The organism is Actinoplanes aureus (genome assembly GCF_015704865.1).
Taxonomy (GTDB): Bacteria; Actinomycetota; Actinomycetes; order Mycobacteriales; family Micromonosporaceae; genus Actinoplanes; species Actinoplanes aureus.
The window spans coordinates 52,227-75,271 of the sequence record NZ_JADQTO010000022.1; the positions used below are offsets into that span (position 1 = coordinate 52,227).

Annotated in this window: 21 protein-coding genes; 5 read left to right on the forward strand and 16 right to left on the reverse strand. The window is 68.9% G+C overall.

Annotated features, from left to right (window positions below; translation table 11 throughout):
* Positions 1–206 precede the first annotated feature (206 nt).
* The 10 genes from I4J89_RS35035 to kduI form a co-directional block, all read right to left on the reverse strand.
* Complete coding sequence (locus I4J89_RS35035; protein WP_230860103.1) at positions 207–4,514, reverse strand: LamG-like jellyroll fold domain-containing protein; 4,308 nt, start codon at positions 4,512–4,514, stop codon at positions 207–209.
* A gap of 194 nt (positions 4,515–4,708) precedes the next feature.
* Positions 4,709–5,806, reverse strand: coding sequence for a sugar kinase (locus I4J89_RS35040; RefSeq protein ID WP_196418448.1), 1,098 nt, complete (start codon positions 5,804–5,806; stop codon positions 4,709–4,711).
* Positions 5,803–6,423, reverse strand: a complete 621-nt coding sequence (eda, locus tag I4J89_RS35045; protein WP_196418449.1) for a bifunctional 4-hydroxy-2-oxoglutarate aldolase/2-dehydro-3-deoxy-phosphogluconate aldolase — start codon at positions 6,421–6,423, stop codon at positions 5,803–5,805. Before eda ends, I4J89_RS35040 begins: the two co-directional genes overlap by 4 nt.
* Entirely contained in the window at positions 6,420–7,916 is a 1,497-nt protein-coding gene (locus tag I4J89_RS35050) for an aldehyde dehydrogenase family protein (RefSeq protein ID WP_196418450.1), read from the reverse strand. Before I4J89_RS35050 ends, eda begins: the two co-directional genes overlap by 4 nt.
* Before the next feature lie 28 nt (positions 7,917–7,944).
* Positions 7,945–8,940 (reverse strand): ABC transporter permease, encoded by a 996-nt coding sequence (locus tag I4J89_RS35055; protein ID WP_196418451.1) that lies wholly within the window; start codon positions 8,938–8,940, stop codon positions 7,945–7,947.
* Positions 8,937–10,457: a sugar ABC transporter ATP-binding protein gene (locus tag I4J89_RS35060; RefSeq protein ID WP_196418452.1), complete on the reverse strand. Its 1,521-nt coding sequence runs from the start codon at positions 10,455–10,457 to the stop codon at positions 8,937–8,939. Before I4J89_RS35060 ends, I4J89_RS35055 begins: the two co-directional genes overlap by 4 nt.
* A complete protein-coding gene (locus I4J89_RS35065) occupies positions 10,454–11,452 on the reverse strand; it encodes an ABC transporter permease (RefSeq protein ID WP_196418453.1) in 999 nt (332 codons plus the stop codon). Before I4J89_RS35065 ends, I4J89_RS35060 begins: the two co-directional genes overlap by 4 nt.
* 2 nt (positions 11,453–11,454) lie before the next feature.
* Positions 11,455–12,543 (reverse strand): sugar ABC transporter substrate-binding protein, encoded by a 1,089-nt coding sequence (locus I4J89_RS35070; protein WP_196418454.1) that lies wholly within the window; start codon positions 12,541–12,543, stop codon positions 11,455–11,457.
* Positions 12,544–12,644: 101 nt separating this feature from the next.
* Positions 12,645–13,424, reverse strand: a complete 780-nt coding sequence (gene kduD, locus I4J89_RS35075; RefSeq protein WP_196418455.1) for a 2-dehydro-3-deoxy-D-gluconate 5-dehydrogenase KduD — start codon at positions 13,422–13,424, stop codon at positions 12,645–12,647.
* Positions 13,421–14,236 (reverse strand): 5-dehydro-4-deoxy-D-glucuronate isomerase, encoded by an 816-nt coding sequence (gene kduI / locus I4J89_RS35080; protein ID WP_196418456.1) that lies wholly within the window; start codon positions 14,234–14,236, stop codon positions 13,421–13,423. The genes kduD and kduI overlap by 4 nt, the downstream gene beginning before the upstream one ends.
* Positions 14,237–14,379: 143 nt before the next feature.
* Between kduI and I4J89_RS35085 the strand changes: the two genes are divergently transcribed.
* The gene (locus tag I4J89_RS35085; RefSeq protein ID WP_196418457.1) at positions 14,380–15,192 is read left to right on the forward strand and encodes an IclR family transcriptional regulator; all 813 of its coding nucleotides are present in this window, start codon (positions 14,380–14,382) and stop codon (positions 15,190–15,192) included.
* 111 nt (positions 15,193–15,303) lie between these two features.
* Here the strand turns inward: I4J89_RS35085 and I4J89_RS35090 are convergent, their stop codons facing one another.
* Positions 15,304–15,528: a tautomerase family protein gene (locus I4J89_RS35090; protein WP_196418458.1), complete on the reverse strand. Its 225-nt coding sequence runs from the start codon at positions 15,526–15,528 to the stop codon at positions 15,304–15,306.
* A gap of 277 nt (positions 15,529–15,805) precedes the next feature.
* On the opposite strand from I4J89_RS35090, the gene I4J89_RS35095 reads away from it, so the two are divergent.
* Both I4J89_RS35095 and I4J89_RS35100 read left to right on the forward strand, forming a co-directional pair.
* Positions 15,806–16,474 carry a YcnI family copper-binding membrane protein gene (locus I4J89_RS35095; RefSeq protein ID WP_230860104.1) on the forward strand — a complete coding sequence of 223 codons (669 nt, stop codon included), beginning with the start codon at positions 15,806–15,808 and terminating at the stop codon, positions 16,472–16,474.
* 53 nt (positions 16,475–16,527) lie between these two features.
* The gene (locus I4J89_RS35100) at positions 16,528–18,138 is read left to right on the forward strand and encodes a copper resistance CopC/CopD family protein (protein WP_230860105.1); all 1,611 of its coding nucleotides are present in this window, start codon (positions 16,528–16,530) and stop codon (positions 18,136–18,138) included.
* A 167-nt stretch (positions 18,139–18,305) separates the two neighbouring features.
* Here the strand turns inward: I4J89_RS35100 and I4J89_RS35105 are convergent, their stop codons facing one another.
* Positions 18,306–18,488: a hypothetical protein gene (locus tag I4J89_RS35105; RefSeq protein ID WP_196418460.1), complete on the reverse strand. Its 183-nt coding sequence runs from the start codon at positions 18,486–18,488 to the stop codon at positions 18,306–18,308.
* A 134-nt stretch (positions 18,489–18,622) separates the two neighbouring features.
* Here I4J89_RS35105 and I4J89_RS35110 point away from each other — a divergent pair, with 134 nt between their 5' ends.
* The gene (locus I4J89_RS35110; RefSeq protein ID WP_196418461.1) at positions 18,623–19,114 is read left to right on the forward strand and encodes an SRPBCC family protein; all 492 of its coding nucleotides are present in this window, start codon (positions 18,623–18,625) and stop codon (positions 19,112–19,114) included.
* A gap of 90 nt (positions 19,115–19,204) precedes the next feature.
* Here the strand turns inward: I4J89_RS35110 and I4J89_RS35115 are convergent, their stop codons facing one another.
* The 3 genes from I4J89_RS35115 to I4J89_RS35125 all read right to left on the reverse strand — a co-directional run bounded on the left by I4J89_RS35115 (position 19,205) and on the right by I4J89_RS35125 (position 21,233).
* Positions 19,205–20,344: an aminotransferase class V-fold PLP-dependent enzyme gene (locus tag I4J89_RS35115; RefSeq protein ID WP_309238599.1), complete on the reverse strand. Its 1,140-nt coding sequence runs from the start codon at positions 20,342–20,344 to the stop codon at positions 19,205–19,207.
* 82 nt (positions 20,345–20,426) lie between these two features.
* Complete coding sequence (locus tag I4J89_RS35120) at positions 20,427–20,762, reverse strand: Rossmann-fold NAD(P)-binding domain-containing protein (RefSeq protein WP_230860106.1); 336 nt, start codon at positions 20,760–20,762, stop codon at positions 20,427–20,429.
* A gap of 102 nt (positions 20,763–20,864) precedes the next feature.
* Positions 20,865–21,233: a MerR family transcriptional regulator gene (locus tag I4J89_RS35125; RefSeq protein ID WP_196418463.1), complete on the reverse strand. Its 369-nt coding sequence runs from the start codon at positions 21,231–21,233 to the stop codon at positions 20,865–20,867.
* A gap of 60 nt (positions 21,234–21,293) precedes the next feature.
* On the opposite strand from I4J89_RS35125, the gene I4J89_RS35130 reads away from it, so the two are divergent.
* A complete protein-coding gene (locus I4J89_RS35130; RefSeq protein WP_196418464.1) occupies positions 21,294–21,983 on the forward strand; it encodes an SDR family oxidoreductase in 690 nt (229 codons plus the stop codon).
* Between the two features lie 27 nt (positions 21,984–22,010).
* On the opposite strand, the gene I4J89_RS35135 is transcribed toward I4J89_RS35130, so the two are convergent.
* Positions 22,011–22,991: a zinc-dependent alcohol dehydrogenase family protein gene (locus I4J89_RS35135; protein WP_196418465.1), complete on the reverse strand. Its 981-nt coding sequence runs from the start codon at positions 22,989–22,991 to the stop codon at positions 22,011–22,013.
* Between the last annotated feature and the right edge of the window lie 54 nt (positions 22,992–23,045).

Consider the following 23,045-nt stretch of genomic DNA (forward strand, 5'->3'; position numbering starts at 1 on the left):
CGAAACTGTCGCGCCGGCGGAGGCCCGTCAACCGATCCCACGCACGGACCCGAGCCCGCGGCGAGCGCGCCATCTCGGCCCTCGCCAGCGGACGTGGGCCCCGGAGGGGGATTCCCGGGGCCCACGTTGTCGTGCCGCCCATGTTGCCGACTCGGGCTGTGATCCAGCTGGCCGCCGGCGTGGACGCACCTACCGGAACAGCGCGCTCACCGGCGACCCGCATGCAATTGCGCTACCTGCTCGGCGCTGAGCTCGGAGCCGTACAGCCGGAAGTCGTCGATCAACCCGTCGAACCTCGGGTCTCCCCAACTCGTCCCGCCGACGAAGTTGGCCGTGGTGTTGCCGCCCACGCCCACGTCGCCGATGTTGATGGGGAAATCGGTACGGATGGCCTGCTGGACGCCATTGAAGTAGATCTTCCCGGTCGAGCCGTTCATCGTGAACACCACATGCGTCCACTCGTTCAGCGGCAGGTCTCTGCCCGCACCGAGAGTGAGCCGCTCCTGTGCTGCCACTCCCGGTGCCTTGAAGGTGGCCCCGAACCCGGTGGTTCCGCCGTTCGTGGCCGACTGGAGCAGGAAGAACGTGTCCGTGCTGCTGCCGATCTGCACCAGCGGCACCCAGTTCGGAAGCGCGTCCGGGCGGGCCCAGAAGGACACGGTGAACTGTTCGTCCAGTCCGGCTTCGATGTTGTCAGGCAGCCGGACCTGGTTACCCGAGTCCGCCGGACCGCCCGGCAGCGACACCGCGCTGCCTGATCGGCCTGCGGCCCAGCCCGTCGTACCCAGCAGGGAGGCCGCGCCGATCGTCGACTTGGCTCCGCTGTTGCCGGCGGAGGTGCCGGTGTTCTCGTCGAAGGTGTAGCGGACGGCGACGCCTTCGTTGTACATCGCGGCCACGTCGGCCGCGCTGAGCGCGGACGTGAATACGCGTACGTCATCCATCAGGCCGTCGAACGCGGCGTCCCCGTACCCGTTGCGGCCCAGCCAGTTGTTGGCTGTCGGACCGATGGCGCTCATGTCGATCGTCAGGTCGGTACGGGTCGCGATCGCCTCACCGTTGAGGTAGAGCGTGCCGACCGATCCCTGGCGGGTGAAGGCCACATGGTTCCACTGGTTGGCGGCCACGTCCCGGACCGGAGTGGCGTAGACCCTCTCCTCGGGGCCGGTCTTCGCCTTGAAGGTGGCGGCGAGCCCGGTGCTGCCTCCCGCCTGGGTCTGCATCTGGATCTGGAAGTAGCTCCCGGCCGAGCCGAGTCCGTCACCGATGTGGAACAGGCCGGTCCAGTTGCTCTTGGTGTCGGGGCGTACCCAGAACCCGGTGGTGAAGTTCGCCGCGTTCTGCAGCAGGTTGTCCGGCAGGTCCACCGCGTTCGCGGTGCTGCCGCCGGGCAGGTTGACCGCCTTGCCGATGACACCGTTGGCCGACCAGCCCGTGGTCCCGGTCAGGATGGCGGCTCCCGGCCCGCCGGCCGGTCCGGTGTTGGCGGCCGAGGTGCCCGTACCCTCCTCGAACTCCCAACGAGCGGCGACGCCGGGGTTGCCGGGGTCCACCGGTCCGTCATCGCCGACGACCACCAGGTCGTCGACCATCAGGCCGGCGCCGGTCCCGGAGCCCTTCAGGGTGAGCGTCGCTGAGCTCGACGCGGCCGTGAAGGTGCCGACGTACTTGCCGTAGGCGGCCGTCGAGGGCAGGGCGGTCGTGGCGGTGAGGGTGGCGTTCAGGTTGCCGACCGTCAGTGCGGCGGTCGCTGAGCCGGCCCCGGAGGCGGACCGGCTGTCTCGTGCGTAGCGCAGCGAGACCCGGTACGTGCTGCCGGTGGTGAGATTGCCGACCGTGCGCCGGATATTGCCCGCGTTGCCCAGACCGAGCTGGTAGCCGGTGAGGCCGAGACCGCCCTGACCAGCGACGGTGCCACGGACGAGCTGGACCTGGCTGTCGACCGTCCACGGGGACATCCGGCTGTTGCCCGGGGCGACGTCGACGGTTGCCGGCGGCGTGTTGGTACGCCACTCGGCCGGCACGCGCGGGTACTCGAACTGGTCGACGATCCGCGGGTTCAGCTGGGTCAGCTTCACCGTGGGGTCGACCTTCAGGATCTTCGCGACCGACGGGGTGCCGGAAGCGTCCCAGACGAACAGCATGTACGAACCGGGCGGCGCGTACGTGCCGTTGGCCGGCGCGGTGATGTTGACCGTGCCGCCGGACTGGCTGAATGCCAGGTCCTGGAAGTTCTGGTCGTTGTTGAATCCGTGCGTCACCGAGCCGTTGCGGACCAGCGTGACGCGGGAGACGGTGCCGGACGCGGTGATCGAGAAGTTGCCGTTGTAGCCGATCTTCGCGGGCGCCGTGTTGATCACCGGTCGCGGGGCGGGCTGGTCGCCGTTGAACAGGTACGACGGGGAGTAGTACTCAACGTCCGTGTAGTTGCGCGGACCGGGAGCACCGCCGCCGCCCATCATCACGCGACCGTCCGGTAGCAGCAGGGCCGCCGAGTGGTAGAGCCGAGCGTGCGCGTGCGGCACGGCGACCTCGCTCCAGACGCCGGTGTCCGGGTCCCAGATCTCGGCGTTCGTGACGTATCCGCCGCCACCGTTGTTCTCGCGGCCGCCACCGGTCACGAGCACGTCGCCGTCGGGCAGCACCGTCGAGGTGGCCCAGTGGCGCTGGTACTTCATCGGGTTGGTCGCACGCACGACCGGGCTGGCCGTACCACCGGTGATGTCGACCGTGAAGCCGGCGCGAGCGCCGTCCGGGCCTCCCCCGTTGCCCCACCAGCCGCCGCCGACCTGAAGGATCTTGCCGGGGCGATACATGGTGGCCGTGGACGTGGCACCGACCGGGTTGCCGTTGGCGCCCTGGTTGGCGATGGCGGTGGGCAGCGTGCCACGCAGCACCAGCTGTCCGGTGCCGTTGTTGCCGGCGGGGTTGAGCTCGAACATCTGGGTGCCGCTGATGTTGAACAGGGTCCCGCTGCCCGGCGCGACGAAGGCCCGGGGGTACCACCAGCGGTTCTCGTCCTGGCCGGCGTGGTCGGACCCGCCGTCGCCGTACGCCGCCGGGCTGCGGGCGCCGTCGAGCGTCTTCCAGCCGGAGCCCGACTCCGGGGTGTAGATCTCCGGGGTGAGCACGCCGGGTCCGCCCGGTCCGCCACGCAGGCTGCCGCCCTGCACGACGATGTCGCCGTTGGGCATGGTGGTGCCGGTCGGGTACCACCGGGGGTAGTTCATGGGCGCCTCGTTCTGCAGCCCGTTGTTGGTGGTGTAGCTGGTGACGCCGATGGCGGCGTCGTTCGGGGCGTTGCCGCCGAGGTTGTCGTCACCGCCGACCGTCATCGTGGAGTGATCGTGCGGGTTCTGCACCTGCATGGAGCAGAACAGGTCGGTGTACGTGACGTTCGGCAGGATGCCGGCGCGCAGGTTCGCCAGGGTGCGTGCCTGGGCGGGATCCCAGACGTCGACCTCCATCTGGCCGCCCTGGGTGATCGAGTCGTTGCCGGTCCAGTCGTACGGCGTGGTGTCGTTGCCCCAGCCGCCGACGCTGCCGAAGGACTGCACCTTGCCGTCGGAGGTCAGCGCCATGTTGATCGGCATCAGCGGCCACGGCGTGACGCTGCTCCAGGCACCGCCGCGGTCCTTCGTGGGCGGTGAGCAGTCGGCGGCGAGCAGGCCGGCGGCGTACGCGAGGCCGTTCTTCATCTGGGCGCGCATGTAGGACTCGGCGTAGGCGGTGCCTTCGTGTCCCATCGAGGTGTACCAGGACCGGCCGGAGTCGATCTTCTGGCACCAGGTGACCGGGTGCAGGGTGCCCTGGCGGCCGCCGCCGTAGGAGGCTTCGTCGGCCGTGATCAGGGTCCGGACGTTGGGCGCCGGGTTGACGACCCAGTCGTACCATTCGTCGCTGCGCGAGATCGTGGTGGGCACGCCCTGGGTGAGCGGGTGGCTGGTGTCGCGGACGACCACGGTGCCCGGCCGGACGCCGGGGTTCTCCGGGTGTCCCTCGGAGACCGCGCCGACCAGGCGGGCGTAGAACGGGTTGACGTCGTGCTCGCTCTCACCGACCGACCAGCCGGTGTAGTGCAGGCCCATGAAGCCGCCACCGCCACGGATGTAGGCCTCGAGCGCGGAGCGCTGCGCCGCGTTGAACAGCACACCGCCGGTCTGCGCGAAGACGACGGTGTCGCGGGCGGCGAGGTTCGCCGTGGTGAAGACCGCGGGGTCGTCGGTCTCCTGGATCTCGACCGGCTGGCTGTACTGCGTGCCGAGCTGGTTGGCCAGGTCGCGGACGGCCTGCCGCGCCTGCACGTTCGAGGCGTGGAAGTTGGGCTTGTAGAACAGCAGCACGTTGAGCCGCCCGTCATCGACGGCGGCCGCTCGGGCGCCGGCTTCGGCCGCGGCGGGGGACGCCGACCCGGCAACCAGCGACAGCGCGACGAACGCTGCGACGACGGGGACGAGCAGCCCTCCGAACAATCGATCAATACCGGCGAATAAGGGGAAGCGGGGCACTTTCATAAGAGCTCCCTGAGGTTCGGCTGACATGGCGGCGAGGACGGTCGCCGCCATGGTGGGCCTGAACGTATGACGCCCATGAATGCATAGTCAAGAACCGTGTCTATATACAAGAACTCAAGTTACTTCAGTTCTCATATGAGAACTGAGTCCAAACAAGGGTGGGCCCCAGTGGGACCCACCCTTGTTTGATCGACCTATCGGCGCACGCGAGCGCTACCACCACCGGCGAGCGCCCGGACTTCCTCCCGGGTCGCCATCGAGGTATCGCCCGGCGTGGTCATCGCGAGCGCGCCATGAGCGGCACCGAGCTCCAGACAGGCCTGCAGCTCCTCGCCCTCGAGCAGGCCGTAGATCAACCCGGAGGCGAACCCGTCACCGCCACCGACCCGGTCGAAGATGCCGAGGTGGTCACGCGCAACCGAGGACAGCACACCCGTCTGCGGCGACCAGGCGATCGCCTGCCAGTCGTTGTCGCTGGCGCTGTGGACCGTCCGCAGCGTCGTCGCCACGATCGACAGCCACGGCATCTTGCCGGCCACCGTGCTGACCATCTGCGCGAAGCTGTCGATCGGCAACGCCCGCAGATGCTCGTCGACGTGCTCGACGTCGAACCCGAGCGCGGCGGTGAAGTCCTCCTCGTTGCCGATCATCACGTCCACGTGCCGGGCCAGCCTGGTGTTGACCTCACGCGCCACCTCGGTGCCGCCGATACCGGCCCACAGGCTGGGCCGATAGTTGAGGTCGAAGGAGACGACGGTGCCGTGGCTCTGCGCGGCGGCCATCGCCTCCTCGGCCACGGCGGCCGCGTTCTCGGACAGGGCGGCGAAGATGCCGCCGGTGTGCAGCCAGCGGACACCCCGCCGGCCGAACAGGTCGTCCCAGTCGATCGTGCCCGGTCGCACGTTGGCGATCGCCGTGTTGGCGCGATCGGACACCCCGACCGCACCGCGCACCCCGAAGCCGCGCTCGGTGAAATTGAGCCCGTTGCGCACCGTGCGGCCGATCCCGTCGTACTTCTCCCAGCGGATCAGAGAGGTGTCGACGCCGCCCTGCATCACGAGGTTCTCGACCAGACGGCCGATCTCGTTGTCCGCGAGCGCGGTCACCACCGCGGCCCGGTGCCCGAACACCTTGCGCATCCCGCGGGCGACGTTGTACTCGCCGCCGCCCTCCCACACGTCGAACCGGCGGGCGGTACGGACCCGGCTCTCACCGGGGTCGAGCCGCAGCATCACCTCGCCCAGTGCCACGATGTCGAACTCGCAGTCGGCGGCCGGACGTAACTCGATCATGACGCTGCTCCCTGCAGGCCTGCGCACCTCGCGGTGACCTCGTCCCACTTGCCGGCAGCCAACAGGTCGGGCGCCACCATCCAGCTCCCACCGACGGCGGCGACCGCCGGGTGGGCGAGGTACGCCGGCGCGTTCTGCGCCGTGATCCCCCCGGTCGGGACGAACCGGACCTGGGGAAACGCCGCCGACAGAGCCTTGACCGTGGGCAACCCGCCGCAGGCCTCGGCCGGGAAGAACTTGACCGTGTTCAGACCGAGATCCAGCGCCGCGATGATCTCGGTGGCGGTGCTGACCCCGGGGATCACCGGCAGATCGAGCGCCTGGCAGCGGCGCACGACCTCGGCACTGAGCCCCGGCGAGACGATGAACCGGGCACCCGCCTCATGGGCGAGGTCGACCTGCCGGGCCGAGATGACCGTGCCGGCCCCCACGACCAGGTCAGCGCGCTGGGCCAGCCGGCGCAGGACCTGCGCCGCCTCCGGTGTGCGGAAGGTGGCCTCCGCGATCGGCAGGCCGCCGGCGACCAGGGCCGCGCCGAGGTCGTCGGCGGACGCCGGATCGTTCAGGACGACGACCGGCACCACCCGGTGCCCCTGCAGGACGTCGGTGACGCTCATCGCAGCTCGGCGATGACGGTCTTGAGCTCGGTGTAGTCGTCCAAACCGAACGATCCGAGCTCGCGGCCCCAGCCCGACTGCTTGAAGCCACCGCGCGGCAGGGTGACGTCATCGGCGTGCCACGTGTTGAGCCACACCGTGCCGGCCCGCAGACGGGCACCGACGCGGTGCGCCGTACCGATGTTGTTCGACCAGACGCCGGCGGCGAGCCCGTACACCGTGTTGTTCGCGGCCGCGACCACCTCGTCCTCGGTGTCGAACGGGATCGCGGTCACTACCGGGCCGAAGATCTCGTCGGTCTGCACCGCCATCTGCTCGTTGACCGAGGTGATGAGCGTCGGCGCCACGAAGAAGCCGCGGTCACCGACCGCGTCGGCACTTCCCGCGTTCAGGACGGCGCCCTGCTCCACCGCCCCGCGGATGTACCCCAGCACCTTCTCGTGCTGCTCCTGCGAGACGAGCGGACCCATCTGCGAACTCGGGTCGAAGCCGTCGCCCACCTTGATCGCGCGCGCGGCCGCGGCCACACCCTCGACGACCCGGTCGAAGACGCCACGCTGGACGTAGAGGCGCGAGCCGTTGACGCAGCACTGCCCCTCGTTGAAGTAGCCACCCAGCACCGCACCGGCGATCGCGGCGTCGATGTCGGCGTCGTTGAAGATGATGTTGGGAGCCTTGCCGCCGAGCTCGAGGGAGACCTTCTTGAGGTTGACCGAGGCGGCAGTGGCGATCTTCTTGCCGACCTCGGTGCTGCCGGTGAAGGCGACCTTGTCGACGCCGTGGTGGTCGACCAGCGCGGCCCCGGTGTCACCGAAGCCGGGCAGGACGTTCACGACGCCGGCCGGCACGCCCGCCTCGAGCAGCAGCTCACCGAGGCGCAGCGCGGTCAGCGGAGTCTGCTCGGCCGGCTTCAGGATGACGGTGTTGCCCGCCGTGATCGCCGGGACGATCTTGAAGCAGGCCATCAGCAGGGGGAAGTTCCACGGCACGATGCCCGCGACGACGCCGACCGGCTCGCGGCGGGTGTAGGCGTGGAACTCGCGGCCCGGCACGGACATCGGGATGGACGTGCCTTCCATCTTGGTCGCCCAGCCCGCGAAGTAGCGGAACAGCTCGGCGGAGACCGCGATGTCACCGTCGCGGGCCGCTTCCACGCGCTTGCCGTTGTCGAGGGCCTCCAGCTGGGCGAACTCGTCGGCGTGCGCCTCGATCAGGTCGCCGATGCGCCACAGCAGGTGGGAACGGTCACGCGGGGTCATCTTCGACCACGCAGAGCCGGACTCGAACGCCGCGCGAGCCGCCACGACCGCGCGATCTACGTCGACACTCGACGCGTACGCGACCTGAACCAGCTCCTCCTCGGTCGACGGGTTGACGGTGGCGAAGGTTCGGCCGTCCTTCGCGTCGACCCAGTCGCCGTCGATCAGCAGCTTCTTGGGTGCGGACAGGAACGAGCGGACGGCGGGCAGCAGAGCGGAGTTCTCGTAGGGCATGGTTGCCTTCCGTAGGTTGTGGGTGGAGCTACTTGATGATCGAAACTCGTGACCGGTCGAGGGTGAGCGCGACGGCGACGACGATGATCGCGCCGTACAGGATCTGCTCGTAGGCCGATGGCACACCGACGATCGGCAGCCCGACGCGCAGCAGCGTCACGACGAGCGCGCCGGCGAGGCTGCGCCACACGCTGCCGTGACCACCGGTGATCGCGGTGCCGCCGACGACGATCGCCGCGACCGCCGGCAGAAGGAGGTTGTCGGCCATGGTCGGGCCGCCGCTGAACTGACGGGAGACCAGCATGACAGCGGCCAGCCCGGCACAGGCACCGGAAACGCAGAACGCGCCGATCTTGACCAGGTCGACAGGCGTGCCGGCCAGCCGTGCGGCCGACTCGGAGTAGCCGGTCGCGGAGATCCAGCTCTGCAGCGGGGTCACCTTGAGGACCACAGCGATCAGAGCGACGACGATGACCGCCACCGCGAACGACATCGGCACGTAGCCGGCGACATAGAGGTCGAGCCACTTGACCGGCGAGTCGTCCACGACCCGTACGGTGCCGGCGCCGGAGACGACGAGGGCGACCGCGGACAGGATGCTCAACCCGCCCAGGGTGACGATGAACGACGGGATCCGCAGCAGCACATGCGCCGTACCCTGCACCGCGCCGATCGCCGCCGCCACCACGATGACAACCGGCGTGGCCAGCCCACCCAGGTCCGGCAGCCACAGGGCCAGCAGGACTGTCGACAGCGACGCGAGCGCCGCGATGGAAAGGTCGATGCCACCGCAGAGGACGACGAGCGTCGCCCCTGCGGCGAGCACGATCAGCGGTGCGGCGGTCCGCGCCGCCGCGGTCAGGCTGCGCTGCGTCAGGAAATCCGGGTCGGCGATGGTCAGCGCGGCCACCAGCGCGACCAGGGCGATGAGCGGCATGAACCCGGTGAGCCGCTCAACGGGACGGGGCCCGCTCTTGACGGTGGCGGGTTCGGTGGCCGGTCTCACGGCGACGGGAGTGCTCACACCATCTCCTTGACGAGATCCAGCGGGCTGGGCTTGCCGCCGCTCGGGCAGGCCACCTCGGTGGCGACGCGTCCGTCGTTCATGACCAGGATGCGGTCGGCCATGCCGATGGCCTCCTCGAGGCTGTCGGCCAGCAGTACGGTGGCGACCCCGCTCGCGGCGAGTTCGCGCATCAGCCGGTACACCTCCGAGCGGGCGCCGATGTCCAGGCCGCGCGTCGGGTGGTCCAGCAGGAGCAGCCGGATGTCGCCGCCGACCAGCCATCGGGCGAGGACCACCTTCTGCTGGTTGCCGCCGGACAGCCGGCCGATGGCGGTGTCGCGGTTCGGCGTACGGATGGACAGCCGGCGAATCCAGCTGTCCACCAGGGTGGCCTGCTTCTTGGGTGCCACGAAGGGGCCCGTGCAGCGGGCCTTCTGCTTGGTCAGGGTCATGTTCTCGGCCACCGACATCGAGCCGACCATGCCCTCGATCTTGCGTTCGGCCGGCACGTAGCCGATGCCGGCGGCACACGCGGCACGGGTGTTGGGGAGGTCGATCTTCTTGCCGTCCATCCGGATCTCGCCGGCGGTGGTCGGCTCGGCGCCGAACAGGGCGCGGCAGACGTCCTCGCGACCGGATCCGTGGACGCCGACGATCGCCACGATCTCGCCGGCGGCGACATCGAGGTCGATGTCGTGGAACGACTTGCCCGACAATCCGCGTACGGACAGCCGAGGCTGCTCTGCCGTGACGGGCGCGGCGGCGTTCTCGTGGTAGTGATCGTCGGACCCGGTGGACCCGATCATCATCCGGTGCAGCTCGCGGGGAACGGCACCGGCCGTGGCGACCTCGCCGACCGACTGGCCGCTGCGCAGCACGGTCACCCGGTCGCACACGTCCAGTACCTCGTCGAGACGGTGCGAGACGAACACGACCGAGGCGAACTCGCGCAGCCGGCGGATCTGAGCGAACAGGGTCTCGATCTCCTTCGACTCCAGCACCGAGGTCGGCTCGTCCAGGATGATGACCGGCGGGTGCTGGCTGCGTTCCTCGATGCGCAGCACCTTCGCGATCTCGACCATCTGCCGCTCGGCGAAGGTGAGCGTGTCGGTACGCGCCAGCGGGTCGATATGCGAGCCGATTTTGTCGAGTTGTTCCTGCGCCAGGCGGCGCATGGCGTCCCAGCGGTAGATGCCGCGACGGACGGCGGCCCCTTCGCTGCCGAGGACGATGTTCTCCGCAGCGGTCAGATTGGGCACCAGCGACTGCTCCTGGAAGACCATCCCGATGCCGTGGTCGGCGGCATCGACGACACTGCGCAGCTTCACCGGCTCGCCGCGGACATAGATCTCACCGGCATCCGGGGCGACCAGGCCGACCAGCGCTTTGAGCAGCGTGGACTTGCCGGCGCCGTTCTCGCCGGCCAGACCGAGGACCTCGTTCTGCCGGACGATCAGGTCGACGCCGTCGAGAGCCTTCACGCCCGGGTAGTGCTTGACGAGGCCGCGTACCTCCAGTGCCGGCACCGCGCTCATTTGACCACCTGGTTCCGTCGACGCTGGGGAATGACCGCGGCAGCGACCGCGGCCACCACGATGAGGCCCTCCACACCGCCCTGCCAATAGGGGCTGACCCCGACCTGCACGAGACCGTTGGTGAGCACCATGACGAGCAGGACACCGACGGCGGAGTGCAGGATGCCGCCGCGGCCGCCGGTGAGCAGGGTGCCGCCCACGACGGCGGCGGTGATGGCGGAGAAGTCGTATCCGTCGCCGGCCTGTACCAGGCCGGCACCGAGCTGGCTGGTCACCATGACCCCGCCCAGGCCGTAGAAGGCGCCGGCGAGAGTGAAGACCGCGATCTTGTACGGCTTCACCCGGACGCCCGAGAGCGTGAGCACCTCCTCGGCGCCTCCGATCGCGTAGGCGTACCGGCCGAGCCGGGTGTAGCGCTGGATGAGCCAGCCCACCAGGATGCACGCGGCGGCGATCCAGGTGAGATAGGCGAACCCGAGGAAGCGCTCGATCGCCCAGCTCTCGAGCATGGCGTCGGAGATGTTGGGCTGCACGCCGGCGAACATCAGGGTCGCGACGCCGAGCCCGATGGCCGACACCCCCAACGTGGCCATGAACGACGGCACCTTCAGCAGGACCAGGGCGAGCCCGCTCAGGCAGCCGAACGCACAGCCCAGCAGGACGGCGACCAGGATCCCGAGCAGCCCGAAGTCGTTGTCGTTGCGGTTGTTGGCCACCAGCAGCGACACCGTCAGGGCTGAGGCGCCCATCACGCCGGCGGCCGACAGGTCGATGGACCCCATCATCAGTACGAACGTGATGCCGCACGTGACGACGGCGAGCACCGCGGCCGCGTCCACGATGTTCTGGACGTTGTCGATGCTGCGGAACTGCGGGCTCAACGCCGCGAAGATTCCGAAGATGACGATCAGCGCGACCGGTGGGCCGGCGTCCCGGAACGACGCGCCTCGCCGGGACTGGCGGCGAGGCGCGGTAACAACCTCCTCGGCCGTCATTGTCACGTCAGCGGCCCGGCCACACGGTTGAAGACGTTGCCGCATTCGTAGTCCGCCGGGTTCGACTTCGGCTGCGCGAAGTCGGCGGCGTTGTCCTTGGTGACGAGGAACTGCTTGGCGAAGAACGCCCGGTTGTCGGCGGCGATGTCGGCGACCTTCAGCTTGCCGGTGGCCACGCAGTAGCCGATCGCCAGGCCGATGCCGCCCTGCCAGGTGCCGTCGCTGGAGACGGTGGCGGTCATTTTGCCGCCCTGGATGGCGGTGATGGCGTCCGGGACGGCGTCGATGCCGACCACCGCGACCTTGCCGGCCTTGCCCGCCTGCTGCAGTGCCTCGAGTGCGCCGAGGGCCATATCGTCGTTGGCGGCCCAGATGCCCTTGACGTTGTCGCCGTGTTTGGTGAGCAGCGTCTTGGTGACGGTGAGCGCCTCGGCGCGCGAGAAGTTGGCGGCCTGCTGGTCGAGCAGCTTGACGCCGGAGTTCTTCTTGAGTGACGCCTCGAGGCCGGCGAACCGGTCCTTGGCGGCCGCGGTGTCGAGGATGCCCTGCAGCGCGATGATGCCGCCGGTGCCGCCGATCGCCGTGGCGAGCGCGTCGCCGATCTGCTGGCCCGACTCGACGCCGTTGTAGGTGATGTGGCTGATCCACGTCTTGTAGTCGGCCGGCTTGAGGTCGGCCGGCTTGTTCCACTGGGTGACGAGGTAGGCGCCGGCCTGGTCGGCGCCCTTGACGATCGGCGGGGTGTCCGAGTCGCCGTTGGGTAGCACGTTCATGACCAGGCACTTGGTGTCGCCGGCGAGAAGCTGGCTGATCTGCTCCTGCTGCTTGGTGGAGTCGCCGTCGTAGGTGAGGCGCTCCTGCTTGAGGCCGACCGACTGGGCGAAGGCGTCGCCGCCGGCCAGCCACGAGGCTTCGTACGGGTTGGACTCGTTGCGGACCTGACCCACCAGCCGGACGTCAGCCGACTTGCAGCCGGCCTCGCTGGCACTGGTGTCTTCTCCACCGGCCTGCTCGCTGCTGCAACCGGTGAGGACGGCGGCCGCCAGTGACAGGCTCATTATGGCTGCGGCGGGACGAGGGGTGATCTTCATGGTCAATCCTCAATTTCTTCGATGCCGGAGCTCCGGCGCGGTGGCACATTCGAAAGAGGCGTCGTTTTCGTACGGGATCGGTGCGGTGATGGAGGCCGGGGTCAGCGGGCCATCCAGCCTCCGTCGACGACCAGGACGTGGCCGTTGACGTAATCGGCGGCGGCCGAGCTCAGGAAGACGGCGGGTCCGGCGATGTCGGAGGCGTCTCCCCAGCGGCCGGCGGGGATGCGTTCGAGGATCGACCGGGAACGGTCGGGGTCCGCACGCAGCGCGGTGGTGTTGTCGGTGGCGATGTAGCCGGGCGCGATGGCGTTGACCTGCACACCGAGCGGGCCCCACTCGTTGGCCAGGGCCTTGGTGATGCCGGCGACGCCGTGCTTGCTGGCGGCGTACGACGCGACGCGGATGCCGCCCTGGAAGGAGAGCAGGCTGGCGACGCTGACGATCTTGCCGTGGCCGCGTTCGGTCATGGGACGCCCGAACTCCTGGCAGAGGAAGAACAGGCCGTTCAGGTTGGTGTCGAGGACGCGGTTCCAGGACTGCCGGCTCACGTTGACCGTGTCCTCGCGGTCGATGATGCCGGCGTTGTTGATCAGGATGTCGACCTGGTGGTTGCCGTTCACCTCGGCGGCGACCCGCGCGATGGCCTCGTGGTCGCTGACGTCGAGGTCGACGACCTGGACGTCCCGGCCGAGGTCGGCCACCTGGTCGCGGGTGGCGGACTGGCTTCCGGGCCGGCCCAGCAGCACCAGGTCGGCTCCGGCCCGGGCGAGCCCTCGAGCGATGGCCTGTCCCAGCCCGCGGCCGGCGCCGGTCACGACGGCGCGGCGGCCGTGCAGGTCGAACGGCGAGCGGAGCTCGGCCGCCGTCTGGCTGGTCACAGATCCTCCAGCGCGACCGGGGTCAGATCCGTGTAGTCGTTGTTCTCGCCGCCCATCGCCCAGATGAAGGCGTACGAGCCGGTGCCGACGCCCGAGTGGATGGACCACGGCGGCGAGATGACGGCTTCGCGGTTGCGCAGGACGAGGTGACGGGAAGCGCCGGGCTGGCCCATCAGGTGGACGACCCGTTCCTTCTCGTCGAGGTCGACGTACATGTAGACCTCGGTGCGGCGGTCGTGCAGGTGCGGCGGGCAGGTGTTCCACACGGAGCCCTCGGCGATGACGGTCACGCCGAACTGCAGGACTGCGGTCTGCAGCTCCTGGCCCCAGGCGTACCGGTAAAGGCTGCGCTCGTTGGCGCTCTCCGGCGCGCCCAGCTTGAGCGGCTCGACCGTCGCGTGGCTCAGCAGGGTGGTCGGGTAGGCCGCGTGTGCCGGGGCGGAGACGAAGTAGAACGCGGCGTCGGGGCCGGTGAAGACGACCTCACTGCCACGGCCGACGAACAGTCCGTCGAGGTGGCGCAGCTCGAACTTCTCGTTGTTGACGAGCACGTGGCCGGCCTGCCCGACGTTGACGATGCCGAGCTCGCGGCGGGCCAGGTGCGAGGCGGCGCCGAGCACGTCCCAGGCCGGCAGCTCGAGCTGACCGTCTCCGGGAACCGCTCCGCCGACCACGAGCCGGTCGTCGTGGGTGTACACCCCGCGCACTTCGCCGGTGCGGAACAGGTCCTCCACGAGGAAGTTTTTTCGCAGGTCCGCATTGGTCGCCGTCTCAACGTCGGAGGGCGATGCGGAGTACCTAACCTCGATCAACAGACTCTCCTCGTTTGTGAACCGCGTTCAGCTACGTGAACTGACCGCGACGATACCTATGGCTCCGATCACAGGTCAAGGGGCCGAAATCTGTTCCTCTATGTGAACTGGTGTAGGGTCAGGAGACTGCGAACGAACGCGCCATGCTTGACGAGGAGGTCTCGGTGGACACGGAGAAGACGGTCAACGGCAGCTCCGCCACCTCGCAGGTCAAATCTGCGGCACGAGTCCTCGACGTCCTCGACGACATCGCCGCCAATGGCCCCGGCACCCAGCTGCAGCTGGCCAAGCGCCTCGGCATCCCGAAGAGCAGCTTGCACGCGCTCCTGCGCACCATGTGCGCCCGCGGGTGGCTGGACACCGACCAGACCGGCAGCGTCTACCGGCTCGGTGTTCACACGCTGACGGTCAGCTCCGCCTATCTCGACGGCGACCCGGTGCTGTCGCGTGCCGGCTCGGTGATGGACGAGATCGCGGCGGCCACCGAGGAGACGGTGCACCTGGGCCGGCTGGAGGGCGCGGAGGTCATCTACACCGCCAAGCGCGAGTCCAAGCATCCGCTGCGCATGTACTCGGCCGTCGGCCGCCGTCTTCCCGCCTACTCCACGGCTCTCGGCCGGGCGATGCTCGCAGAGCTGCCCGAAGACGCCCGCGGCACGCTCGTCCCCCACCAGATCAAGGCCGTCACCTCCCAGACGACCACGGACCGGGACGCCGTGCTGGCGATCATCGACAAGGCCGTCCAGCTCGGCTACGCGGAGGAGAGCGAGGAGTCCTGCCTGGGCGTACGCTGCTTCGGCGTCGCGCTGCCCTTCTCGCGCCGATCGGTTGACGCGATAAGCGTCGCAGTGCCGATCAGCCGCCTCGACCAGGGCCGGGAGGACTTCATCATCGAGACCCTGCTGAGCGTGAAGGCTCGCCTGTCGGCGATGCGTGACAACAGGTTGCTGCGCTGACCCACTGCCGCGCAGGCTGTTTGGCTCGGCGTTCTCCCGGCTGAGCCGGGAGAACGCCGGAAATATCTGACGTGGAGCTGGACGACTCGGTGACCGCGGGGCCGAACAGCCCTAGCGCTTGTCGAGCGCGGCCAGCACACCAGCGCGGGTGGGGTCCTCGCTGGCCAACACGCCTCCGTTGGCCACGACATCCGGGGTGATCTCGTTGAACACCATGCGGACGTCCTGCGGACGGGCGCCGAGGATTTCGACGGCATGGTCGGTCACGGCTCGGGCGAAGGCCTTGCGCTGCTCCACGGACCGGCCCGCGAGCAACTCGACGGTGATGTTAGGCATGCGCCTTCTCCCTTATCAGTCGTCCATGGGATGGATCCCAGTTCACTAACGTGAACCGACGCTACCGTTTCCCCTGTGGCGCCGCAATGCAGGGCCCGGCTAGTTCACATCCTTGACATCGGTTCAGCCTGTTGGTCCAATCGGTGCGATCACCACCGGCGAGCCGACTCGTCCTGAGGCGCGAGGATGCGACATGCGGCGCGACTACATCGGATTCACCCGGACCCGGGCCGACGAGCACGACCGGCGCTCGGCTCGGAGGCGGTCACGGCGCGTCATGCGAGCCGGCGCCGCTACGCTGATCGTCAGCCTGGTCGGCCTCGCTGCGCCGGCAAGCGCCCACGTCGCCGTCACTCCCTCCACGACCACGGCTGGCGCCCACGCCGTCCTCGAGTTCACTGTCGGGCACGGCTGCGGGACATCGCCCACCACCAAGATCACCATTCAGATCCCGGAGCAGATCACCTCGGTGAGCCCCACCCGCACAGCGCTGTGGAAGGTCGAGAAGAGGACAGAGAAGATCGACCCGCCGGCAACGGACTCTCACGGCAACAAGATCGTGGAACGGGTCGCCTCGGTCACTTTCCGGACGGACACCCCGCTCCCAGACGGGTACCGCGAGACTTTCGAACTTGCGGTCCAGCTGCCCGAAGCCGGCGGCACCACACTGGCTTTCCCGACCATCCAGACCTGCGAGCAGGGCGAATCGGCCTGGATAGAAGTTCCGCACGACGGGCAGAACGTCGAGGATCTCGAGTTGCCCGCGCCCGGCTTCATCATCTCCGAACCGGCCGAGGGCATGCACCACCACGCGGCCAGCGGCGGCTCGCGCTTCGAGCAAGCGCCAGGAGGGGACGACTCCCTGACGCTTGCCGCGCTGGCGGCCGGCGTCCTCGGCTCGGTTCTCGGTGGCGCAGCGCTCGTTCGACAGCGACGCCGGACATGACCAACCGACGACCGCGACGACTACGAACAACGGCCCTGCTGGTCCTGGTCCCCATGATGCTGCTCGGCATCTCCCAGCCGGCGAACGCGCACGCCGACCTCGTCAGCACCGACCCGGCCGAAGGGGCGGTTCTGCAGACTGCACCCGACCAGATCCTGTTCACGTTCGATGAAGCCATGCGCGGCGTCCCGAACGGTGTCCAGGTGTTCGACGCTCAGGGTGAACTGGTCGACGCGACGACGACCGTCAAGGGCACCGAGCTCGAGGTCGGCCTGTCGGAACAGCTGGGCAACGGTACGACTGTGATCACCTGGCGGGTCGTTTCCGAGGACGGGCATCCCATCGGCGGCGCCCTCACCTTCTCCGTCGGCGCGCCCACCCCGGTCGCCACTCCACCTTCGAGTGACTCGCGCATCGCCGAGGTCTCCTGGACACTGACCCTTGCCCGCTGGGTGGGCTATGTCGGCCTCCTCCTCGCCACGGGGCTTGTCACATTCGCCGCCGTCTTCCTGCCCGCCAGCCCGTGGGCCGACCGCCTACGACGCCGTTTGGCCGCTGTCACGCGTACCGTAACGGCCGTCGCAGCCGCAGCCTGGCTTGCAGCCTTGCCGATCACCGCGATCTATCTGCTCGGTGGCGGGCCGAGCCTGCTCGCCCAGGGCCCAACGTGGTCCTCTTTGCCCCTGACCGAGTACGCCGTTGCGGCAGCCGTCATCGGCGGAATGGTGCTGGCCGTAGCCCTGCTCAGTCTGGGGCGGGCATCGCGACAGCGGCGCGTCGCAGCGGTAGCGGTCGCCGCGATCGCGGCCATGGCCCCCGCACTGGTGGGACACACCCGCGCAGCGAGCCCGGAAGTCCTCGCTATCGGCGCGGACGCGTTGCATCTGCTCGCGGGCAGCGTCTGGCTCGGTGGACTCGTCGGCCTGACGCTGACATTGCCAGACCTCTCCAGTCGTGGTGCCCACGCGGCCGAGGTGCTCGCCCGGTTCTCGACCGCCGCCGCCGGCGTACTCGCGGCCTTGATCGCCACCGGCTCGCTGCTCGCATGGCGGATTCTCGGGTCCTGGGGAGCTCTCGTCGACACCGGCTATGGGCAGCTCCTGCTGGTCAAGGTCGCCATTGTGCTGGTCGCGGTCGCCATCGCGGCGTGGAACAGGTGGTCGCTCCTCCCCCGGCTCAAGCAGGCAACGAAGCGGACCAACCGACAACCACCCTCCCGTTCGGTGGTGCGCGCCACCGCGATCGAGGGCGCGGTTCTTACTGTCGCCCTGCTCATCACCGGCCTCCTCGTCGGCACGAGTCCCGAGGACGGTTCCCTGCCCGCGAGCGCGGCGGCTCAGGCCAATCCCGACACTCGTACAACAACACTGGGCGACGTCGAGGTGCGGGCTACCCTCACACCACTCGCCCGCGGTTCCAACACCGTCACCCTTCGGCTGAGCTCCGTGGCCGGTGAACCCACCGAGGGTGTCGCACCACCGGTGGTGCGCCTGTCCTCCGACCGAGCGGCGCTCGGCGCTGTCCCGCTGACACAGGTATCACCGGGCTTCTACACGGCGCAGGTCATGCTCCCGGCACCCGGGACGTGGCGGATGCAAGTGTCACTGCGCGTCAGCGAATTCGCCAATCCCGTGGGTGAGCTGGAGTTCGTGGTCCGAGGATGATCTCGTTGACTAATTTCGCGACCCGGCCGGCGCGCACTTCTGCCGAAAGTGGTGCGTAGGTCAGGGCAGGAGACTCAATGCCGTCCTTGCCAATGCCCTGACCCGATCCCATTCCGTTCTCCTGGCCAAGGCCTCGACTTGCCACAGGCCAGCGTTGTGCTCTCCACTCATCGAAGCTCGATCTCGGCCAGCACCGTGGCGTTCAACCAGCCACGCTCGATGAAGGTCGGTACCAGCCGGAAACCGTCGTCAAACTCCAACGCCAGCTCGTCCACCAGCGGGAGGCCCTTCTCTCCGAGCCAAGCGATCTGCGCGTCGGCCTCCAGGGCAAGCACGGCGACACTGCGCACGAAAGCCGCGACGAATCTGGGCCGGGCTGTTCCACGAGGTCAGCCTATTGGCCAACGCGACCCAAAGCTCGGCTGGACTAATATGAGCGGCGCCGCAACGTGCTCGTTCACTCGAGAATCTGGAGCGCGCCACCATGAAGTACACCGTCTCGATCGAGATCGCCCTGCCGAGGGAGAGGGTGGTCCAGCTGCTGGCAGACCCGGCACATTATCCGAAATGGCTGCGGGGCTTGGTGCTGCACGAGCCGGTCAGTGGCGAACACGGGCAGGTCGGCACCACATCTCGAGTCGTGATGCAGATGGGCAACCAGAAGTTCGAGGGCACCGAGACCATCACCCGCCGGGAACCGGTGGATCTGCACGAGATCCCGAAGGAAGCCGTCGTTCATTTCGACCGCGAGATCGTCGGCGACGGCATGTGGAGCGCCGCGCGGGAACGGCTGACCGAAGCCGGCCCGCACAGGACGCTCTGGCAGAGCGAGAATGAGTACCGGTTCAACGACTTTCTGATGCGGCTGGTGGGACTCTTGATGCCCGGTGCCTTCCGCAAGCAGTCGCGACAGCACATGCAGGATTTCAAGGCATTCGCCGAGCAGGGACAAGACGTCCGCGACGCAACGGGCTGATCAGCGGTCTTTCAACAGGGCCGCGAGTTGAGCAACACGGGACGTCACGAGTATCTGCTCGCCGGGCGCGCTCGTGCCGAGATTACGCGATCAGAGGCTCGCGACCAGGGTCGTAACGAGGCGGTCGACGTCTGACGGAGTGACGTGCAGGTGTGGCGAGACCCGGATCGCGTCACCGCGGCGTGCCACGAAACAGTTCGCGGCCCGGAGTGCGGTGGCGACCCGGTCGGTCGCGCCGGCGGGGACGCGCAGCCCGAGCAGGTGCGGGCCACGCGGCTCGGTGACGGTGACGCCGAGCCCCGCGGCCGTGACTCGCGTGGCGATCTCGTCGGTCACCGCGGTGAGGGTGGCAGCGATGCGTGACGGGCCCCAGGCGAGGACCTGCTCGAGCGCCGCGACAGCCATGGGAGTCAGCTCGAACAGCGTTCGCGCGCCTTGGTCGTAGCGCCGCGCGCCGGGCAGATACTCGTCGCGGTAGTCGACGAGCCCGGCGAAGTCGTCCGAGCCGGCCCGCAGGATCCAGTTCTCCTCCAGGGGCTGGCCCTGGCGGTGCTGCTCAGCGACCCAGAGGTACCCGCGTCCGAACGGGCCCAGCAGCCATTTGTATCCGACCGAGACGACGAAGTCGGGGCGCAGCGCGGTGACGTCGAGCGGCATCACGCCGAGCGACTGACTCGCGTCGACGACGAACCGGGCACCGGCCGCGTGGGTGCGCGCGGCGACCTGCTCCAGATCGACCAGCCCACCGTCGGTCCAGTGGACGTTGGGCACCGAGACGATCCCGACCCGCTCGTCGATCGCGGCCAGCACCGCTTCGGTCCAGGTCTGCCCGGGCGCCCGGATCACCGTGCGGATGCCCGCGCCTGTGCGCTCGGCTAAGCGGCGCCACGTGTAGATGCCGGACGGGTATTCCTCGGCCAGGACGAGGATCTGTTGCCGGGCCTCGATCCGGAGGTTGGCTGCGGCGACCGCGAATCCGTAACTTGTGGCCGGCACCAGGGCGATGCCCTCGGCGTCGCCGCCGACGAGCCGCCCCGCGAGTGTCCGCAGCCGCTCCACGTCGGCGAACCAGTCGGTTTCGCCGATTTCCCACGGCTGGGCCCGTCGACGCAGCGCCGACTCGCCGGCCGCGCGGACCGAGTGCAGTGACGGCGACAGGCTGGCCGTATTGAAGTACGCGACCTCGTCCGGCACGTCGAACAGATCCCGCTGTGAACCCCACTCAACCACCACACCAGACCCTAACGCTTGCAGCAGGCAACCGGGGGGACAGCCGAAACGGCAGCTACGGTACGCGGCGCGGCAGCTCGCGCTACCAGCCCGATGTCCCGTGTTCGTCGGTGAAGGTTCCGGTCGGCCCGTCCGCGCCGAGGGTTGCCAGGCGTACGACCGTCTTAGCGCTTTCCGACACTGATCTTCCGATTCCGAAGGCGGCGGTCATGTCAGTGGCCGTAGCGCCGGCTTCGAGCGCGTTGAACTTGATACCCGGCTGGGACTTGGCGTACTGAACAGTGAGCATGGTGGCTGCCGACTTGGACGCCGCGTGAAGCGCTAACGGCAGGTTGAACTCCGGCCGGTCGGGATTGTTCACCGCCCAGAAAGATCCCATGCTGCTCGAAACGGTGACCACCGACGCGTCGTCGGTCACATCGAGCTGAGGCTTCTGTCGACATCGCCCTACGGGCCGTCGCGCTCCAGTCCTGAGTGCCGTTACAGCTGACGAGGCGCGCCCGTGGGCACGGATCAGGACTTAGACCGGTCGGTACTCGCAGTTGTGGGCCGGGTCGAGCGACATCGCGATGACCTCGTCGAGGCGCTCGCGGACCGCGGTCAGCTCGGCGATCTGGGCATCGATCCGTTCCCGTTCGGCACCCAGCCGGGCCGCTGACTCGGGCGTGGCCACCTGGGACTCCACGCAGGGCAACAGTTCCAGGATGGTACGGCTGGACAGACCGGCCGAGTAGAGCAGCTGGATCAGCCGGACTCGATCGGCCGCCGGCTCCGGGTAGACCCGCTGGCCGGCCGGGCTCCGCAGGGAGGTCAGCAGGCCCTGCTCCTCGTAGTACCGCAGGGCGCGCACGCTCACGCCGGAGCGGGACGCCAACTCACCGATGCGCACGAATGATCACCGTCACAACCCTTGCCTCTGACGTCAACGTCAGGTTTTAGCGTAGCCCGTATGCAGATCAACGGAGCAATCGCCCTGGTCACCGGCGCCAACCGCGGTCTCGGCCGGCACTTCGCCGCCCAGCTGTTGGAGCGCGGCGCCACCAAGGTCTACGCCACCGCCCGCCGCCCCGAACTCGTCGACCTTCCCGGCGTCGAGACATTGCGACTCGACATCACCGATCCGCAGTCGGTGGCCGCCGCCGCAGCGATCGCCGGCGACGTCACCCTGCTCGTCAACAACGCCGGCATCTCCACCGGCGCCGGGTTGGTCACCGGTGACCTCGACCTGGTCCGCCGCGAGATGGACACTCACTTCTGGGGCACCCTGCACATGATCCGGGCGTTCGCGCCCCGGCTCGGCGGCGGCGCGATCCTCAACGTCCTCTCCGCGCTCTCCTGGTTCGCCTATCCCGGAACCGGTGCCTACGCCGCCGCGAAGGCCGCCGCGTGGAACCTCACCAACGCCGTACGCCTGGAACTCGCCGACCAGCAGACCCAGGTCACCGGCCTGCTCCTCGGCGCTGCCGCCACCGACATGACAGCCGGATACGACGGTCCGACCAGCGATCCCGCTGTGATCGTCAAAGCCGCGCTGGACGGCTTGGAGGCCGGACTATGGGAGATCGTCGCCGATGACTGGACAGCCCACGTGAAGGCCTCCCTGGCCGGCGACCCCCGGACCTTTTACGCCCCGCAATAGCGGCGAGATCATGCAGTCGTCGCCGGCTTAAACCGTTACGACGATCTTGCCCGCTGACGTTCCCTTCTCCAGGTAGCGGTGCGCCTCGATGATGTCGTTCAGGCCGAACACCCGGTCGACCGCGGGCCGCAGCACGCCGGTCCGGACGCCGGCGGCCAGGAAGGCCGCGACACGCCTGACGATCTCCGGGTCGGTCATGTCCGCGAAAGCCATGTAACGGTGGACGGTCAGCGACGGGTTCGCCGGGAACGACGCGGGCCTCGGGTCCAGCCAGCCCACGGTGGCCAGGGTGCCGCCGAGCTTGGCGGCCAGGGACAGTTCGGCCAGGCCCGGGCCCATGACGGCGTCCAGAACGATGTCGGCGCCCTTCCCACCGGTGTGCAGCCGGGTGAATTCGGCCACGTCCTCGCGGTCGGTGGCGATGACCGCGGCGGCACCGGCGGCCAGCAGACTCTCCTGCTTCGCGGTGTGCCGGGTGACCGCGATGGGAACAGCACCGATCTGATTGGCGATCTGGATCGCGGCGCGGCCGACACCGCCCGACGCCGCGGTGATCAGGACGCGGTCGCCGGGTCGCATCCCGGCCTTCTCAACGAGCGCGCCGTACGCGGTGAAGTACGCCACCCAGAGCGCCGCCGCGCCGAGGACGTCCACGCTGGCGGGCCGGGGCACCACCCGGCTCGCCAGCACCGTGGTGTATTCGGCGTAGGCGCCCTTGGTCTCGAAGTCGGGAACGGCGCCGAGGATGACCGGATCGCCGACCGCCAGCCCGGTGACACCGGCACCCAGCGCGTCGACGACGCCGGTCCCCTCGACGCCCAGCCGGGCGTGCGGCAACCGCACGGGCCGCGGGGACTGGCCGGCGCGGACCATCCGGTCGAGCGGGTTGACCGCGAAGGCCTCGATCCGGACGCGCACCTCGCCCGCCGCAGGTTCGACAACCGGCTCCTCGACGATGCGCAGGACTTCTGGACCACCGGTCTCGTCGAACACAACTACTCGTGGCATGGATGACTCCTTCAGCTCCCGATTGGGGTTCGCCGAGCAACGCTACGGAGCCGA